We start from the raw sequence: 16,417 nt of genomic DNA, 5'->3' as shown, positions 1-16,417 counted from the left end.
TTGAGTATCACTGGCGTAAAACAAGTTTTACGCCTACCATATCTTCAATAATTAACAAAGCCGAATACGGTTTGGATCAGCTGTTGAAGCAGGGGAGGAAAAAGAGTTATTAAGCAATAATTCTTTCTCAATAACTGCTCAATAACTGCTTGCCTTAACTGATAACTTTCTTAACCGAAGATTGTAAGTAACAAAGTCAACATTTGTCTATATAAAGTAATTGACATTTTTCCAACTAAGTTGGTAATGTGAGCTTTGAGGATAAAATACCCAAAAACTTGAAGATTTTAGCGAACAGATGAAAAAATATTTTTTGACAGGTTCTTTGGCAGCTTGTGCCTTTAGTGTTCTGATACCAAATCAAGCTTTTGCAGCTAATCTCAACTTATATGGAGCAGGTAGTTTAAGAAATGCACTAACGGAAGTCAGCCAAGACTTCACCGAAGAAACAGGAATAGGAACGAATACAGTATTTGGGCCATCAGGGATTAGAGAGCAAGCAATAGAAACAGAACTCCAACTGGGACAACCTACTGCTGATGTCTTTGCTAGTGCAGATATTGGAAATCCCCAAAAACTCTACAGTAAGGGGTTGAGCAGTCAGCCAGTGGAATTTACTCAAAACCAGATTGTAGCGGTGTTTTCATCAAAGTATTCCCAGGCAAAAATTACACCAAATCAGGTGTTAGATTACTTACTAAATCCCAACATTAAGTTGGGAATTGCAACACCTATATTAGATCCTCTTGGAGACTATACTCAACAGATATTTACTCAAGCTAATTCAAAAAAACCTGGTAGTTTTGATACCCTCAATAGTAAAGCCTTGCAATTAACAGGTGGAAGGAATTCCCCAATAGTCCCATCAGGACAAGACAGCTTAGTATATTTTCTAGACAAAACTCAGCAAGCAGATGTTTTCTTAAGTTACTATACTGGCGCGATCGCATCGCAAAAAATTGATCCGAGCCTGCAAGTAGTTGGGCTACCAGATTATTTGTCTGTTGCAGCACCATTCGGTTTAACAGTTATCAAAAATGCTGACCCCAAATGCACAGAAACTAGCAGATTATATTTTGTCAGACAAAGGACAGCAAGTTTTGCATAAGTATGGCTTTATTAGCTCCAGCAAATCAGTACCCGAACCCAACTATGTTTGGGGACTATTACTAGCTGCAATTATGGGTTTAGCACTCAAGAAAAAATTGGCAGAACAAACTGTTAAATAAGCTACCAAAAAATAGTACTGAACCCAAAGCTGTATAAACATGAAAAAATACTTAGTCGCTGCTTCACTAACTAGCTGCATTTTTAACATAATTGTCAGCAACAAAACTTTTGCTGCTAACATTGGAACCTCGCCTCAAACAGAACCTTCTTCAGTTGTTTTATTTGGTGCTGGCAGTTTGAGAGCAGGTCTTTCTGAAGTAGCTGATGATTTCACTAAGGAAAATGGTATTCCTGTAGAAACGAGTTTTAATCATTCTGATATCCAGCGCGATCGCATAATACAAGGAGGGGAAAAACCTGATATTTTTGCTAGTGCTGATACTGATAAACCACTCGAAGTATATGAGAAAGGTTTGGGTGGACCAGTGGTAAAGTTCGCTAGCAATCGTTTAGTTGCTGTCACTAGAGCTGATTCGTCTTTAACATCCAGTAACTTTTTGGAACAGTTACCTAATCTTCGGATAGGTACACCGCCTGACACCGATCCTTTGGGATACTATGCACAGGTCGTATATAAAAAAGCCGATCGAATCAAACCAGGGAGTTTTCAAAAGTTAAATAAAAACACTGCTTTTTTCTCACCAAACAAAATAGAGAATCTGGGTAATTCAGGGCTGATGCCACAGATAATACCACAAAACAGGAATGATTCAGGTGGTAGTATATATTATTCTTTGGAAGAAAGTCCTGAGCCAGTAGATGTCAATCTGGCATATTATACTAGCGCTTTGTTAGCATTACAAGTTCCATCTGATTCAACAAGTCTGAAGCTGGTCGAATTACCACAAAACCTAGCAGTCAAAGCTGATTATGGTTTAACAGTATTAAATGATGCCAGTTCAGATGGTCAAAAATTAGCTAATTACATTATTTCATCAAATGGACAAAAAGTACTGGCGAAATATGGATTTAGCGCCCCCTCTACTTCTATTCCTGAACCTAATACTATAGGTGGAAGTATCCTTGCAATGGGCTTAGTTTTTGCCCTTAAGAAAAAACGAGTATTTGTTTGTCACAAGTAAATAGCTAAAGTAAAAGAACACTAGGCCGAGAAAAAAAAGTATTACAAAATCTAATAGCACTTGAGTTTATCCTCAACGAATTCACATTCGAGCTATTAGATACTTTAACTCTTGCTCGATTTATGGTTCAGAATTTTTTCCAAATTATCATTCAAAGCACAGAAAAATACGTCTTCATTTACGGTTGATGCTTGCATACTGCATGGCTATCCCCTGACTCTGGCTATTTCTGGTGCTTGTCTTTAAACCAGATAATTTGTTCAAGACCTTTGTTCAACAAGCATCTCTTAATTTATTCTTGTTCGGGATACCGTCTTTTGAAAAGAGCCGCACCCTAATCATTTAACATTACACAGGCTTGTTTATAAACTGTTATTGCATTTAATAAAACCTGACTACGCCATGTTAGATCGGAGGGTGAAAAGACCTCTAGCAATCGCTGCTTAGAGGGAGCAAACAAGTTTTTCTGTGCATAGTGATGCAGTCGATTCTCGTTGCGTAACGCAGCTAAAACATGGAGCATATTATAGGTGCCAAACTCACACGTAATCCCATCGTAGCGGACACCCTGAAGACGTTGAGCTAGAGCGCGGGTAAAGCCACCACGGACTAGGTAGCCACCTTTGCGATCGTAACGGCTTTTCAACCTAGAGCCAAACGCACGCTCCGCTCGTGCGACTTGCTCTGGATTAGACTCTCCTTCAAGTAGCAAAGATATCTCGCTAAACTTACCAAGACCACTGTGCAAATCAACGTGTACAATTCTCTCTCGATGACTCAGCGTTTTGTCGAGAAATAATAATAGCCGAGACAACCCAGGCTGTAACGATTTACCACCAAAGAACAAACCTTGGGGATACTCATATTGCCCAGTAACCACAGCACTTTTCACGTTCTCGTAGCCATGTTGAAGTACTGCCTTTATAACTAGCAATAAAAAGAAATCTCTTGTTGGTGGCGAAGGTGGATTCAGCAGAGGGTCGAGGAGACTATAAGTCGGATGTACGCCTTGGTACTCCTTTTCTTCTGCGAGAAAGTTACGATTCAGGTCTACGTTTGCGTTATCCACGCGTCGCAGATTTGCCATTCCCCAAGGGTTGAGTACATGCAGCCAAAGCGTAGAGATTTCAGAGTTAAGAGAAAGCAAATAAAGTTGAGCAGCACTACCAGCAAATCCCTCAATGCCGTGAAGTCCGCTACTAAAGACTAGGACGTGAGGAGACTTGGAGTCTCCCGACCAAGCCCAGTCAATAGTCAGACCATCACCAACCTCTATAGCTCCGTGTTCTAACAAATGCGTTGTTTTTCGGAAACGTTCTTGAGCTTGCGCGTAGTCTTGAGAAAACCAAGAGTAAATATCATCCATTTAATTCACATTTGATTGTGACAGTTTTGGACTTTCGCTATGTTTATACAAGCGATCGTGGATTGTTTGGCATAATGCGATCGCCTCACTAGTACTGACAATATGCCTTAGTACTAGGCTATTACCATTAAATTCACTAATTAGCAGAGAATCTCGGCGATGTGCGTCAATACCAGACTCAGCTAGGAACTTGACAGCATCAAAAAAACCGCAAGTAACTACAAGCATTGGCATTTTTTGGTCTTCGAGTAAAATAACAGGAATATTCGCTAGTTGTAGCTTAAGTCTGGCAATCTCGAAATCTCGTTTTGACGCAAACTCTAGAACAATCGATCGAGGATCGAGTATGGTCGCCTTTGATGTCTTGCCATCACCAATTACCGTCCCAATGCGATAATCATCCCGATTATGCCGACACACGATTTGCACTCCTTTATCTTTGGCAACTTGTAGTGATTTATAGTGCAAGACTTTTGCCCCACTGAATGAAAAATCAATTGCAGTGTCAAAAGATACAGCCTCAAGAAGTCTAGCATTTTGGATGAGATGCGGATCGGCGCTGTAAATGCCATTGACATCAGAAAAAATCTCGCAACTTTCAAGTTCAAGTGTCGTTGCTAGTGTCACAGCAGTAAAGTCAGAACTATTTCTACCAAGAAATGTGGGACGATTATGGCTATCAACTGCTTGACCACCAGGAACTACTACAATATCAACTTCTGTAAGTGCTTGTTTTAAAACTGCTCCATCAATTTTTTGGATCGAAGCATGGGAAAAGTTAGAGTCTGTAATAATGCCTAGTTGATAGCCAGACAGTACTTTTGCAGAAATACCTGTCGCCTCGACTGCTAAACGAAGCAGATTTGCCCCGATAGTATCAGCAAGTGGAAGAAGTGAGTCAAGGGCTTCGGGTGATGGATTAGTGTTAACTTCCAAAGCGAGTTTATGAAACTCATCCGTCAAACCAGCCATTGCACTAACAACTACTACAAGCTTGTCGCTATCTTGTTCAAGCCGAGATTTGAGAAATGCTGCAATGGTGTTGAAATCAGTACTACGTTGAAAGGTTGACCCACCGAACTTGAGGACGCGGATTTGCATTTTAAATCACCTGCCTTTGGATCATCTCCTCAGCGATTTGAATCGCGTTCAAAGCTGCACCAATCCGAAGATTGTCAGAAACTAGCCAAAACCATCCAGCTTTGGGATTATTGGGGTCAATTCTGATGCGACCAACATGGATATAGTCGGGATTATCTATAGTTCGCGGTGTTGGATAACCTTGCGTACCTTCACCGTCATAAACTGTCACTTCTGGAGCATGACGGAGTAATTCAACGATATGATTGCGATCTAAGTCGCGATCGCATTCAAAATAGACTGCTTCTGAGTGGCAGTTAATAACTGGCACTCGCACGCAAGTTGCAGAAACCTTCAAGTCAGGACGGTTGAGTATCTTCTGCGACTCCTGAAGCATTTTTTGCTCCTCCAGTGTGAAATGGTTATCAAGAAGCACATCAATGCTAGGAATCAGATTGAAGGCCAAAGGCAGAGGAAAGCGCTCTGCTTTTGGTGGTTCTAGTGGAGTTTTGATGATTTGTAAACAACCGTTTTTGAGTTCCTCAATACCCGTGACACCTCGACCAGAAGCAGATTGATATGTACTGACAATCACCTGCTTGACGTGGTAACTTTCTTCAATCGGCTGTAGAAGGCGTACCAACGGAATTGTTGAGCAGTTGGGATTGGCGATGATTCCACTTTTAGGCCGCTCTACTAAAAGATGACGGTTTACCTGCGGTACAACAAGTGGTGTATCGGGATGCATCCGAAACGCATTTGTGTTGTCAATCACAATTGCGCCTTGCTCTACTGCCTTTCCTACCCATTCACGACTAATGGACGTTCCAGCAGCAAAGAAGGCAATGTCAACACCTGTAAAGTCAAAGTCCGCCAAATCGCAAACTTCATAATCGCGTCCACCCTGAGTTAAGCAACGACCGACTGAGCGCGATGAAGCGACTAAATGCAAATTTGAATACTTAAAAGAGCGCTCCTCAAACAGCGACAAGAAAGTAGTACCGACGATACCTGTCGCTCCGACAATCGCGATACTAGGATTTTTCTGAACAATTGGCATGGGCTTTCTCCCTAAAAACTTTGTAGTGGATAAGATTTTAAGTTCAACATCCACAGTTGTTGATTAGCTCACATTTTTGAAGCCAGGTTAGTTGGTAATAATGACCAGTTTAAGTTCACAGCAAGGCTGGCGAGTACGATGAGTGCAACGCCGATTCCCTGTATTGGCTCTAAGATATGCCCGTAGATGACGTAATCACTAAGCATCGCACTAGCCGGATTAGCAAAAGTAAGAACTGCGATCGCTGATGTTGTCAGCTTTTGGTAGGATGAATACATCAAAATGTATACAATACCAGTGTGAATTACACCTAACCCCAACAGGTAGTACCAGTGGTTGCCAAAAAGAGGAACTTTTTCAAGAGACGTGAATGGTAGAACCAAAAATATTCCCAGTGTCAAATGAATCAGGACGATGAGGTGGGGACGCACACCCTCAAGACACTTGACAAGGAGGGTAGTCAGAGCATAAAAGATAGCTGCAAGTAGAGCAAATAATATACCAATAATATAAGAACTGTGGAAGGACACCATAGTGAACCGCAGTTTAGTAACCAGCACTAATCCTAAAAATGCGATCGCAATCCAGCCAATTTTGTTTTTGGAAATAGTAGTCTTAAATATTAAGCTACCTAGTATAACCACAAAAAAAGGCTGAGTATGAAAGACTGTTGTCCCTAGTGCGATTGAGATTAGCGAGAAAGATTTGAAAATTAATGTCCAATTTAAAATCAGCGATACACCACTAAGTAGAGCCAGTGTTAGTAGTCGTAAGGTTAAATTATGTTGCTTAAAATATCCTTTAAAATAGCAAAATAAACTTAAAAAAATTGCTCCGAATATACAGCGATAAAATACAACATTAAAAATCGCTTGATGCGACTCTTTAAAAAACACGCCAACTGTTCCTGACACCAGCATAGCAACAGTCAGTTCAACAGTTCCAGTAGAAAAGTTTTCCTTTTTCATCTTTAAATAAGACTAAAAATATTCAACTTTTACTTGTACCCCCAAACCTGGAATAATCTAGCAAAGACTATAATACTTTCTTGGCTTTCAATAAATTGACCTAGCTCTGCTAAAAGAGAATCTATCTCCTTTTGTGAGGCAAGCTTTTCGGAAATAATTGCTTTTTTAATATTAAACAGCGTTATTTGGGGAATTATTTTTTCTGAAAGTTTTGTAAATATTGGTTGTACTAAATTAACTTGAACATTTTTAAACCCTGACTCTCTCAAAATTTTAGGAATTTTAGCTCCCAGATCGACATTTCCACCTCTTCGGTCAATTACCTGGCGGTGTAGTTCAAGATATCTTGCAAAAGCTTGGGATTCTGGATGACAGTAATATCCAGAAAAGTCTGTTTCTTCAACTATAGCAACTCCCCCAGGCTTTAAAGCATGATACATTTTTGTAGTCACTATTCCGGGATTTGTTAAATGTGCTAGTAAAAACCGGGAATAAGTCAAATCGTATTGTGATTCTTCATCGAGATCAAAAGCATTTAATACTCTAAATTGAATATTAGTAAATTTCTGTTGAAATTCTTCTTGAATCAACTGAATAATACTACTATCCATATCGATGCCAACAACTTTACCTTTTGCACCTATTAGTTTAGCTATCTCTATAGTTACATCACCACCTCCACATCCTACGTCTAGACAATGCATTCCTTCACTAATTCCAACGTTTTTTAAAAGATTTAGTGTAGTTTTTTGCACAACTTCTGCTAGTAATTTCAGACGATCTTTACCCTTTTTACCTCCAGAAATTACATAATTAGTTTTCATTTTGCTGTCCTCTCATTATGCAAGAAATATTTAATATTTCGGATGATTAATCAAAAATTATTTAGAGTATTTAGATTGAAAATGCGAAGCCGTACATTTGAGTTTGATTAACATCATTCATTTGGCGTGTATCAAGTTGGGTAAAGCCAAATTGATTATAGAGACGATGACCTTGGGTAAATTGAGTAAAAGACCATAGCTCTATATGAGTTTTTCCCTGTAATTGTGCCCAGTCAACCGCAGTTTTAAGTAATTGGTAGCCTAAACCAAGACCTCGAAAATCCCGTTTAAGATAAAGCCTGACGATTTCAGCTTCTGAAGATTTGATTATTTTTACACCTACAGTCCCAATAATTTCTTCTTGCACTAATAGAACAAAGAAAGCAGCAGATTTTTGATTGTATTTTTGCTCAAAATCTAAAATATCTGGGATTTCTTGAGAAACTTCAAATACAAGACCATGCTCGATATAAACCTCACGCATAATATTGATTATGCTAGGAACATCATTATGAGTGGCTAAACGAATTTTGGAATTAATAGTTGGTTTTGTTGACATAGATAGTTATATAGGACTCGTATTTGATTGCGTGAAAAAAACTCAGTACACATTTATTCCTTCTTCCCTGTTCCCTATTCCCTATTCCCTATTCCCTATTCCCTCCCTACGCAAATAATTTCTCCGAATCAAAGCGGATTCCTATAAGACCTTTTGACTGAGCAACTTGAGGTTAAGAAAAGCTTCGAGTCCTTCAGTTCCGCCTTCATATCCATAGCCACTGTCTTTAATACCTCCCACTGGTGCATTAGGAGGTACTCCACTCAGTTGATTGATGCCGACATTACCTACTTCTAAAGCCTTAGCGGCAGCCTCTGCTACTACAGGCGAACTAGTAAATACGTAAGCTGCAAGTCCATAAGGATTATTATTTGCTCGATGAATTACTTCATCAAAATCAGCAAAAGATGCGATGGGGATGACCGGGCCGAATGGTTCCTCATTCATAATGGCTGCATCGTCTGCAACTTCAGTCAGTACTGTAGGCAAAAAGAAATATCCTGGTCTTGGCAGCCTTTTTCCTCCAGTTACCACACACCCGCCTTTAGCTACTGCATCAGCAACTAAGCGTTCCATTGCTGCAATTCGACGGGAGTTTGCCATTGGTCCCATATCAGTGTTCTCGTCCATACCGTCACCGACTCGAATATTTTGTACGAGTTCTGTAAACCGTTTGAGGAATGGTTCATAGAGAGTTTCATGCACATAAATTCGGCTAGGTGCATTGCAACTTTGACCAGAGCCTTTAAACTTGTAAGCAGCGATCGCTTCAGCAGCAGTATCAACATCTGCATCTGCAAAGACGATCGCTGGTGCATGACCGCCAAGTTCCAGGGTACAGCGTACTAGATTATCTGTGGCTAGCTTTGCCAGTTGTTTGCCGACTACTGTCGAACCAGTGAAAGAAAGCTTCCTGATAATTGGCGAAGCAAGAAGATGTTTAGAAATCGCTGGTGGATCGCCAAAAACTAAATTGATTACGCCAGGTGGCAATCCGGCATCAATCAATGCCGTTGCGATCGCTACAGCTGAACTTGGTGTTTCTTCCGCAGCCTTGAGAATTATTGTGCAGCCAGCTGCAAGTGCTGGTGCTATTTTTCGGGCAGAAACAACCGCCGGATAGTTCCAGGGTGTAAAGGCAGCGACAACACCAATTGGTTCAGGTACGATAAACCTGTGATAGTCTGTCACAGGAAAATTACGGTACTCTAAAATTTGTTCTGCTTCTTTGGCGTTCCAAGCAATGGTTTCGGCTGCTCGGATAAATTCTTGGCGGGATTCGCTTACTGGCTTACCTTGTTCGCAGGTAAGCAAGAGTGCGGCAGCATCAATCCGGTCATAGAGTAATGTCGCTGCCCGATCTAATATCTTCACACGAGTACTTACTGGTGTGTCACGCCAACTTAAAAAGCTTTTTTTGGCAGCAGCGAGTGCTCGGTCAAGATCGGTTTGACTTGCATAAGCTACCCGTCCTATTACCTGTTCGTTAGCTGGATTGATTAATTCCCCAAAACGATTATCGCTGCCATTACACCAGTTGCCGTCAATTAACAAACCAAACTCTTGATTCATAAAAGAGTTTTATGGGTAGTAGTACCATTAGTTCCACAGAAGCGCAAACATACTTGCACATTTAAATTACAGTGCATTACCTTGTTGCTGAAAGCGTTGCTGCCTTGCCAACAAGTGCTTCTCCATTCCGACCCCAGTACTTGGGTATCTGGGCAGATCAGGATCAGCGCATACTGAGTATAAGGTGTCAAACCGATTCCTAAATGGAACACCCCGTTACTGCCGCCATAAGTTTCGTTCATACCGAAATTCCCAGGTAGAAGTTCGTGAGCGGTATTAATGCCAAACCCCATTTCCCAAATAATCCGGTAACGGGAATCTAACATGAACATATTATTGAGCATATCAACTGCTGGTTGAGCTTCTGGATGAGATGCTCGTAACTCTGTAATCAGACCGTTTTTAACTGTAGCAATGACTGCGCGATCGCGCATACACTCAAGCCCTTTGTAAATTCGTGCCCGATCTTCAGGTAAAAAGGAAACTGTTCCTGAGTGGACTGTAGGCTGACCTTGCAATGCAATCTCACCGTTGACTGCTAATCTGAGGTTGGCGTTAAATCGCATAATGTCATCAGGTAGAGCGCTGAGTTCCCCTGCTGGCGCGATTTGCTGCTCTCCCCATTCGATAAATCCTGCCTGCTGGTTCCATTCATAGCTCTCATCTAGGTGTTCAAAGATTGCTTTAGTACCTTGAGCTTCGTTGATAATTTCCAGATACTCACTATTCCTTCCCAAATCGAAGAAGCGATCGGCAAAGGCTTCTAGTTTTTCCGGATCGGTGCGCTCCATGATTCCCAAAAAATGCTGAATCGCTAATAATGGCGTTGGTGTGGAATTGCAAGGCATGACAACTAGCTTGCGCTGTCCCAGCTTTTCGGGTGCAGGAGACTCAAAGAAGTATTGGGGAGAAATCACAAGAATATGGGCTGGCTCAGGAATACTCTCGTCAAACAACTGTTCAAGCGATCGCTCTGCATCGTAAGGCACAATTTTTGTAGAAGTATAGCCGCTATCTTCTACAATTTGAAACTGGTTTACTAAAGAGGAGTTGGTAACAAGGCAGAAATGACTATCTTCGCTAGCTCCAAATTGACGAAGGCGTTGTGGACGGATGAGTATAGTTTCCATGTTGATAATATCCGTAAATAGAAAATGTTGATTCTTTACAGAATTTTCTTAAAAACAACTTAAAATACTATGTTTTGTGGTTGTTACTATATCTGCGCTCAAATTAACAAGTGTATATGAACGTCGATTGATTCTGAAAACTTATTATTTCATCATTTACAATTTTTGTTGCTATCAAAAATATTATTTGAATAAATAGGGGGGATTTTTCCCTCCTATTTATCAGGCTGTTATCCAATTAAATTACATCTTGTAGAACTCAGATTTATTAAATATTCCGAATTCTTGAGATTTATTTAAGAACCTCTTACAAATGCAACTTAAATGCTAACTGGCTTAATCCAAAAAGATTAGCCTAACAATGTGCCAAGGTAACGACCGTTCTTGTTTACTTTCTTCATGGTTGTTTCTCCATTCTGGTTAACATTTGTTGTTGAGGCTATTTAAAAACCCGGAAATCCAAATTGAGCAGTAGTTAGCTAATCCAAAAAGATTAACCTAACAATGTGCCAAGGTAACGACCGTTCTTGTTTACTTTCTTCATGGTTGTTTCTCCATTATTGTTAATGTTTTTCTGCTTGTACAAGCTAAGTAGACAATACAACTATTTTTTGAAAAATACAAGCTTTTAAAAAATGTTTTTTAAAATTTTTTAAGATGCATAAATTATATTTTGACAACAAAATTAGAACGATTTATACACAGTGATAAAAATCATTAATACACTGTATTATATCGTCTAAGCAATGAATAAAATATTTTTTATGTTTTTCTTAACTAGTTAAAAATTTCATTTATATCACCAATTACTTCTTTTAAAAAAGACAAAAAATTAGCAATTTTTTGCCTTTTTCTCTTATTCAAAGAATTTTTTTGAGCTAATGCAGATATATAACAGCTACTGCTCGCTACAGCGATATTCATCCTATTTTGATTAATAACGTAGCTGAACCAACTGAAAGTCCGCATTACAAACCAATGCTCATCAATTATCTGTGCGGTATATACTGCACTAAGACTTGAATAAAGGTGCGTGTAAAAGCAAGTCCAAGTCTAAAAACATTGACACTTTTGATTTAGATCGACTAATTAGGACTGAGAATTCTGTTCTTCAATCGAAACGACTGGTGTCCAAGCTCGTAAACGTCGTTGTTGTCGCGATCGCATAGTCTCTCCATCGTAGTCCACAGTTACTGAATCTTGAGAGACTAACTGAGCGCAATCTAGGACATTGACATTGATGGTGGCAAAGGACTGCTGTGTTTCATTCTGCATGAGAGCGGCAACATAAACGCCGCAGCAACCGCAAATTAGAAAGTCGGCTGTGTGCATACCAAAGCGATAACGAATGACTTGCTCAGGATTGATAATCTGAATTTGCAAGTCTCCATTGGGATCTGAGGTACTACGGGTGCCGTGTTTCCGACAGAAGGAACAAGCGCACGTCCGGACAGCTAATCGGTTTGGAGTCTGTGTGCTGTTAAATATAAGTTTGAGGTTGCCACAGTGACATCCGCCTCGAAGCGGAAAGTGTTGACTATCCATCTAACTTTCATCCCTATACTTGCTGTCAGGAGCCTGCGACACTCAACGGACGTAACTCGCCCCGTTCACATCAATGGTAGCGCCTGTCACATGACGTGCCAAATCTGATGCTAGAAAAATTACAACGTTAGCAATATCCTGTGGCATTGCCATTTCTCCCAGTGGTGTCTGGGAGATAGCAGCTGACTCACCATAGCTATCGAAGTACTCGGCGTTGAGTTCTGTACGGACAAATCCGGGAGCGATCGCATAAACTAGGATATTCTTATCGGCAAATCCACGAGCAATTGTACGAGACAAAGCAAGCATTCCTCCTTTCGATGCTGCGTAGTGGGTATAGTCAGGCAAGTCACCCCGGAATCCTGCTCTACTGGCAATATTAATAATCTTTCCACCACCTTGCTGTTTAAAGTGATGGATAGCCTCACGACACAGGGATGCCGGAGCAACTAGGTTAATATTGAGTGTACGCATCCAAGAGGTATGCCAGTCATCAAAATCACCCTCAATAAGTGCTTTTTCATACACTCCTGCATTGTTCACAAGTACATCAATGCCATCTCGCCAGTCAGTTGCACGCTCCCATAGATATGGGACAGCCGTGACATCTGCGAGATCGCAAACAACTACGTGACAGCGCTCAGAGCCTAAATCGGCTTGTAAAACATCAAGTTGTTCTGCAAGTACATCGTTGGCTACTACAGAACCACCCGCAGCCACAACAGCGCGTGCAGATGCCTCGCCTATACCACGAGCCGCTCCTGTAATTAGTACTACTTTTCCTGTGAGGTCAATCATAGTTACCCTCCCCAAAATCTAGACAACATAGCAAGCTTTGTCAAAATAATTCGTAATGCCGCTCTCTATGAGACGCTCTTGCTAGCTTGCTTCTTTGCAGGAGTACGCAGACTCACTATCGCGACTAACGTAATTCGTAGTTGCAAGACGCTCGCGGACTCGCTCTAAGCGAAGCCATGCCCAAGCAAGGCTTTACGCTGCGCTATCAGTAAGGCTGCTGAACCCTCCACTGTCTTGTCAATCGCTAAATTTGTGATGAACGTGTTGGCTTTGCAGCCTTTTAATTACGAATTACGAATTACGAACTAGTAATTTGGCTCATCTAGTAACAGCGCTAGTGAGTTCTGGAGTACCGAGAAGTAGCTTTTTATCCTTTCCATATACCCGAATACCAGGACAAATCAAATCGAGATGATACTGTGTGTAGGGTGTTAGACCAAGCCCAAAGTGCAGCGCTCCACTAGTACCACCGTAAACTTCGTTCATAGCATAATTACCCCAAAGCAAGTCGAGTGAGGTATTGATCGCAAAGCCTAACTCCCAAATAGTCAAATACCGGGAATCAACAGCACCCATTGCTTTAAGCATCTCTGCTGCTGGTTCTACATCTGGGTGAGTGGGATGCAAATCCGTTACAACACCTTGCTCTACCTTGGCAATCAGCGCGTGATGCTTCATATGTCGCAGCTGATTGAAAATGCGTGCTTGATCCTCTCGTAAGAAAGACGGTTCACCACTATGTAGAATCGGTAGTCCTCGAAATGCAATCTCACCATTGATTGCAAGGTAAAGATTGGGATTAAACTCCCAAATATCGGCAGGTAAGACACTAATTTCTCCTGATGGCGCGATTTGTTGTTCGCCCCACTCTAGAGGCCCAGCCTGCAAATGCCATTCGTATTTGTCGTTAAGATGGTCGAAGATTGCGCGAGTGCCGTACTCTTCATCTACAATTTCTAAGCGATCGCTTTTTTGTCCTAACTCAAAGAAACGGTCAGCAAACTTTGCCTGAGCATACGGATCGGTTCGTTCGATGACACCAAGAAAATGCTTCACAGCTTCTAATGGTGTTGGTGTGGAATTGGAAGCCATCGCGATCAGCTTGCGCTTGTCCCCCAATACCTCTGGATTGGGAGAACGGAAGAAACAGTTTGGTGAAACTACAAAAATATGCGATTTTTCCGGGATTTCGTTTTGTAGTATTGTTTCAAATGACCCTTCCTGGTCATAAGTAACTGTTCGATAGTCTGTATAAGCACCACTTTTCTCAATCAAGAATCGATCGACAATATCAGTGTTAGTCACCAAGTAAAAAATACAATCCTCTGACGGGCCAAACTGTCGGTAAGAACCAGGTCTAATGGTAATAAGCTCCATAAATCACCCCTTTTTTTTTAACAACGGTTATAGTTTCTTGTCCAACGACTGTAATATGCGATGTTTTGCTAAGTCTGTTGATATGTGAAGAATGCAAAGTAGCCGATCTGCTGGAGTCAGATTGTTTTGGAAATAGTGTCCTACGTCAGCTTTCTTTGTTGTTGGTAGCGAGGGATAAAAATCTCTCGGTACACTAGCATTTTTAATCACGCCAGTATGCAAACAAAACTCCAGATCGGGACAAATACTCTTTGCAATCAGACAAGCTATCTCGTTTATCTCTGGCTCTGGCATTTCACCCTCAATCCGAGGATACAATTGAACACCGTCAAAACGTGAGAACACCCGCATTGCCGAGAAAACAGCAGGATGACAGGTTTTTAGAGCAACGATTGATGGGAATCCAAAATGTCCTTGACTCACCTTGTAAAGGTGAAATCCCCACATATGTTTGAGCAGATGTGTTTTCTGATAACGCTCTGCAATCATCTGTATTTTGATGTGCAGAAAGGGTAATGAGTCTGTTTCTACCCAACTGGATGCCAATACAGCGATTAGGTCATTCGATATCGCCTCGACTGCAACAATTAAGTAATCACATTCTTCAAACCAGTTTCGCTTCGCCTCAAAATACTGTTCAATCTTTAAGGTTGGCATTGCTTGGGTCAATCCCTGCACAATCCATTCCTTTATTGCTGGTTGAATAAGTTGTTTTGGAGTGGCATAGTGAAGGATATAACGGTCAAATAATCGCGAATCAAGCCAGTTTTTTTGCAAAAGTTGCATATTTGCAGGATGATTGAATGAGCTTTGTCCCCGCGTCAGTCCTAATGATAAGTATTCAATCGGACTTGATATTAGAGTTAAAGGGAGAAGATACTTGCCTCAAACTACACAAGAATCATCCTTAAATCTTCTGCAACAAAACATTGCATAGATCAAGACACCTGCGCTAGTAAACTCATCTCAAGGGATTTCCCAAGGATTAGATCGTCAGTTTGACCTACGATCAACTCCTGATGGAGTTCCATAAAGTATGCAACGTAAAGACGACCTACATTACGTATATGTTCGAGGACTTTCTCCTCATCCTCAGGAGTCTTGATTAAAGATACAAGGACATCCCACACGAAATCGTCATGGTCATCTTTGAGATCGAGGTTCACATGTCCTCTAGCTCCGATAATTTTGTCTTTGCCCAGAATCTTCGCCAAATTGTCTAACCATTGCGGCTGGGTCTTTACAGTTGTATATTCGACAAAGTAAACGCTTGAAATCAAGGCCAGTGGACTATCTTTGTATTCAATGTCAAACAGCAAATATCCCATAAGCAGCTTCGTTGAGAGCAATGACTCTTGCGAGTAAATCGCATCCTTCGATACACCTACAGCCTCAAGATCCCTGACGAAGAACTCGGTGTCGTGAAGCATCTCCTCCTCAGTATATTTCGCCCATGCTTTGGCTTGAACTGGGTCATGCTTAGTGAAGTATCGGATAGCTAGTGCATCTACTGTACGTTTTAGCCGTAGCCGAAGAATAGTTTCAATGTTGTGCCGCTTGTAGTAATCCATATTGATTTGCGAACCGTTCAACATATGTTGAGAAAACGGAACTTCTTTATAGAACTTCACAATCATCGAGTCTAGGAGTGCGTTTACACGGGATCTGAGTTCCGGTTTTTTAGGCTGACCAATAGGCTTTTTCATTTTTTGTACAATTGATTTATTTTCAATGGTTTCAGAACTTTGGGAAAGTGCAGAATCAGAAACTAGGAATCGAGAAGGTTGGTATTTGAGAAAAGTTTTTCTCGCTGTCTCTAGGATTACCCATTCTTCTAATCCCTTATCATCTAGGGGTTTTAGCTTAAGTTAGTGCATTCGATTGGC

The 16,417-nt window shown here is 41.0% G+C and carries 17 protein-coding genes; 3 read left to right on the top strand and 14 right to left on the bottom strand.

Annotated elements, in window-relative coordinates; all coding sequences use genetic code 11:
- The first annotated feature begins 298 nt into the window (after nt 1-298).
- Genes NSTCB13_RS05370 through NSTCB13_RS05360 form a run of 3 tightly spaced genes read left to right on the top strand, consistent with a single transcriptional unit; the run spans nt 299 to nt 2,252 of the window.
- Nucleotides 299-1,108: a substrate-binding domain-containing protein gene (locus tag NSTCB13_RS05370; protein WP_448271615.1), complete on the top strand. Its 810-nt coding sequence runs from the start codon at nt 299-301 to the stop codon at nt 1,106-1,108.
- The gene (locus NSTCB13_RS05365) at nt 1,077-1,229 is read left to right on the top strand and encodes a PEP-CTERM sorting domain-containing protein (protein ID WP_448271613.1); all 153 of its coding nucleotides are present in this window, start codon (nt 1,077-1,079) and stop codon (nt 1,227-1,229) included. Before NSTCB13_RS05370 ends, NSTCB13_RS05365 begins: the two co-directional genes overlap by 32 nt.
- 39 nt (nt 1,230-1,268) lie before the next feature.
- Entirely contained in the window at nt 1,269-2,252 is a 984-nt protein-coding gene (locus tag NSTCB13_RS05360) for a substrate-binding domain-containing protein (RefSeq protein WP_448268895.1), read from the top strand.
- Between the two features lie 334 nt (nt 2,253-2,586).
- Here NSTCB13_RS05360 and NSTCB13_RS05355 read toward each other — a convergent pair whose 3' ends face one another.
- The 14 genes from NSTCB13_RS05355 to NSTCB13_RS05290 all read right to left on the bottom strand — a co-directional run bounded on the left by NSTCB13_RS05355 (nt 2,587) and on the right by NSTCB13_RS05290 (nt 16,237).
- Nucleotides 2,587-3,618 (bottom strand): DUF2817 domain-containing protein, encoded by a 1,032-nt coding sequence (locus NSTCB13_RS05355; RefSeq protein WP_445628650.1) that lies wholly within the window; start codon nt 3,616-3,618, stop codon nt 2,587-2,589.
- Nucleotides 3,619-4,719 carry an amino acid kinase family protein gene (locus NSTCB13_RS05350; RefSeq protein ID WP_448271611.1) on the bottom strand — a complete coding sequence of 367 codons (1,101 nt, stop codon included), beginning with the start codon at nt 4,717-4,719 and terminating at the stop codon, nt 3,619-3,621. It lies immediately after the preceding gene.
- Between the two features lies 1 nt (nt 4,720).
- On the bottom strand, nt 4,721-5,758 hold the full coding sequence (locus NSTCB13_RS05345; RefSeq protein WP_448268893.1) for an aspartate-semialdehyde dehydrogenase: 1,038 nt from the start codon (nt 5,756-5,758) through the stop codon (nt 4,721-4,723).
- A 68-nt stretch (nt 5,759-5,826) separates the two neighbouring features.
- The gene (locus tag NSTCB13_RS05340; protein ID WP_445628647.1) at nt 5,827-6,726 is read right to left on the bottom strand and encodes a DMT family transporter; all 900 of its coding nucleotides are present in this window, start codon (nt 6,724-6,726) and stop codon (nt 5,827-5,829) included.
- A gap of 29 nt (nt 6,727-6,755) precedes the next feature.
- Nucleotides 6,756-7,550: a class I SAM-dependent methyltransferase gene (locus tag NSTCB13_RS05335; RefSeq protein WP_448271610.1), complete on the bottom strand. Its 795-nt coding sequence runs from the start codon at nt 7,548-7,550 to the stop codon at nt 6,756-6,758.
- A gap of 70 nt (nt 7,551-7,620) precedes the next feature.
- Entirely contained in the window at nt 7,621-8,109 is a 489-nt protein-coding gene (locus NSTCB13_RS05330; RefSeq protein WP_322710748.1) for a GNAT family N-acetyltransferase, read from the bottom strand.
- Nucleotides 8,110-8,250: 141 nt separating this feature from the next.
- On the bottom strand, nt 8,251-9,681 hold the full coding sequence (locus tag NSTCB13_RS05325) for an NAD-dependent succinate-semialdehyde dehydrogenase (protein WP_448271609.1): 1,431 nt from the start codon (nt 9,679-9,681) through the stop codon (nt 8,251-8,253).
- Nucleotides 9,678-10,811, bottom strand: coding sequence for a hypothetical protein (locus NSTCB13_RS05320; RefSeq protein ID WP_448271608.1), 1,134 nt, complete (start codon nt 10,809-10,811; stop codon nt 9,678-9,680). Before NSTCB13_RS05320 ends, NSTCB13_RS05325 begins: the two co-directional genes overlap by 4 nt.
- Before the next feature lie 777 nt (nt 10,812-11,588).
- Nucleotides 11,589-11,735: a hypothetical protein gene (locus tag NSTCB13_RS05315; protein WP_448271607.1), complete on the bottom strand. Its 147-nt coding sequence runs from the start codon at nt 11,733-11,735 to the stop codon at nt 11,589-11,591.
- Between the two features lie 165 nt (nt 11,736-11,900).
- Nucleotides 11,901-12,356 carry a hypothetical protein gene (locus NSTCB13_RS05310; RefSeq protein WP_448271606.1) on the bottom strand — a complete coding sequence of 152 codons (456 nt, stop codon included), beginning with the start codon at nt 12,354-12,356 and terminating at the stop codon, nt 11,901-11,903.
- Between the two features lie 42 nt (nt 12,357-12,398).
- Nucleotides 12,399-13,154, bottom strand: a complete 756-nt coding sequence (locus NSTCB13_RS05305) for an SDR family NAD(P)-dependent oxidoreductase (protein ID WP_448271604.1) — start codon at nt 13,152-13,154, stop codon at nt 12,399-12,401.
- A gap of 318 nt (nt 13,155-13,472) precedes the next feature.
- A complete protein-coding gene (locus NSTCB13_RS05300; protein WP_448271602.1) occupies nt 13,473-14,531 on the bottom strand; it encodes a hypothetical protein in 1,059 nt (352 codons plus the stop codon).
- Nucleotides 14,532-14,558: 27 nt separating this feature from the next.
- Nucleotides 14,559-15,317 carry a hypothetical protein gene (locus NSTCB13_RS05295; RefSeq protein ID WP_445628639.1) on the bottom strand — a complete coding sequence of 253 codons (759 nt, stop codon included), beginning with the start codon at nt 15,315-15,317 and terminating at the stop codon, nt 14,559-14,561.
- A gap of 152 nt (nt 15,318-15,469) precedes the next feature.
- Nucleotides 15,470-16,237 (bottom strand): hypothetical protein, encoded by a 768-nt coding sequence (locus NSTCB13_RS05290; RefSeq protein ID WP_448271601.1) that lies wholly within the window; start codon nt 16,235-16,237, stop codon nt 15,470-15,472.
- Between the last annotated feature and the right edge of the window lie 180 nt (nt 16,238-16,417).

The organism is Nostoc sp. DSM 114160 (assembly GCF_053470305.1).
The sequence above is the reverse complement of the archived record's forward strand: the minus strand, read 5'-3'. Positions and strand labels throughout refer to the sequence as shown.

Bases quoted from the DNA above. Each gene is read 5' to 3' on its own strand.
- NSTCB13_RS05370 (WP_448271615.1), top strand. From the start codon at position 299: ATGAAAAAATATTTTTTGACAGGTTCTTTGGCAGCTTGTGCCTTTAGT.
- NSTCB13_RS05360 (WP_448268895.1), top strand. From the start codon at position 1,269: ATGAAAAAATACTTAGTCGCTGCTTCACTAACTAGCTGCATTTTTAAC.
- NSTCB13_RS05355 (WP_445628650.1), bottom strand. From the start codon at position 3,618: ATGGATGATATTTACTCTTGGTTTTCTCAAGACTACGCGCAAGCTCAA.
- NSTCB13_RS05350 (WP_448271611.1), bottom strand. From the start codon at position 4,719: ATGCAAATCCGCGTCCTCAAGTTCGGTGGGTCAACCTTTCAACGTAGT.
- NSTCB13_RS05345 (WP_448268893.1), bottom strand. From the start codon at position 5,758: ATGCCAATTGTTCAGAAAAATCCTAGTATCGCGATTGTCGGAGCGACA.
- NSTCB13_RS05340 (WP_445628647.1), bottom strand. From the start codon at position 6,726: ATGAAAAAGGAAAACTTTTCTACTGGAACTGTTGAACTGACTGTTGCT.
- NSTCB13_RS05335 (WP_448271610.1), bottom strand. From the start codon at position 7,550: ATGAAAACTAATTATGTAATTTCTGGAGGTAAAAAGGGTAAAGATCGT.
- NSTCB13_RS05330 (WP_322710748.1), bottom strand. From the start codon at position 8,109: ATGTCAACAAAACCAACTATTAATTCCAAAATTCGTTTAGCCACTCAT.
- NSTCB13_RS05325 (WP_448271609.1), bottom strand. From the start codon at position 9,681: ATGAATCAAGAGTTTGGTTTGTTAATTGACGGCAACTGGTGTAATGGC.
- NSTCB13_RS05320 (WP_448271608.1), bottom strand. From the start codon at position 10,811: ATGGAAACTATACTCATCCGTCCACAACGCCTTCGTCAATTTGGAGCT.
- NSTCB13_RS05315 (WP_448271607.1), bottom strand. From the start codon at position 11,735: ATGAATATCGCTGTAGCGAGCAGTAGCTGTTATATATCTGCATTAGCT.
- NSTCB13_RS05310 (WP_448271606.1), bottom strand. From the start codon at position 12,356: ATGGATAGTCAACACTTTCCGCTTCGAGGCGGATGTCACTGTGGCAAC.
- NSTCB13_RS05305 (WP_448271604.1), bottom strand. From the start codon at position 13,154: ATGATTGACCTCACAGGAAAAGTAGTACTAATTACAGGAGCGGCTCGT.
- NSTCB13_RS05300 (WP_448271602.1), bottom strand. From the start codon at position 14,531: ATGGAGCTTATTACCATTAGACCTGGTTCTTACCGACAGTTTGGCCCG.
- NSTCB13_RS05295 (WP_445628639.1), bottom strand. From the start codon at position 15,317: ATGCAACTTTTGCAAAAAAACTGGCTTGATTCGCGATTATTTGACCGT.
- NSTCB13_RS05290 (WP_448271601.1), bottom strand. From the start codon at position 16,237: ATGAAAAAGCCTATTGGTCAGCCTAAAAAACCGGAACTCAGATCCCGT.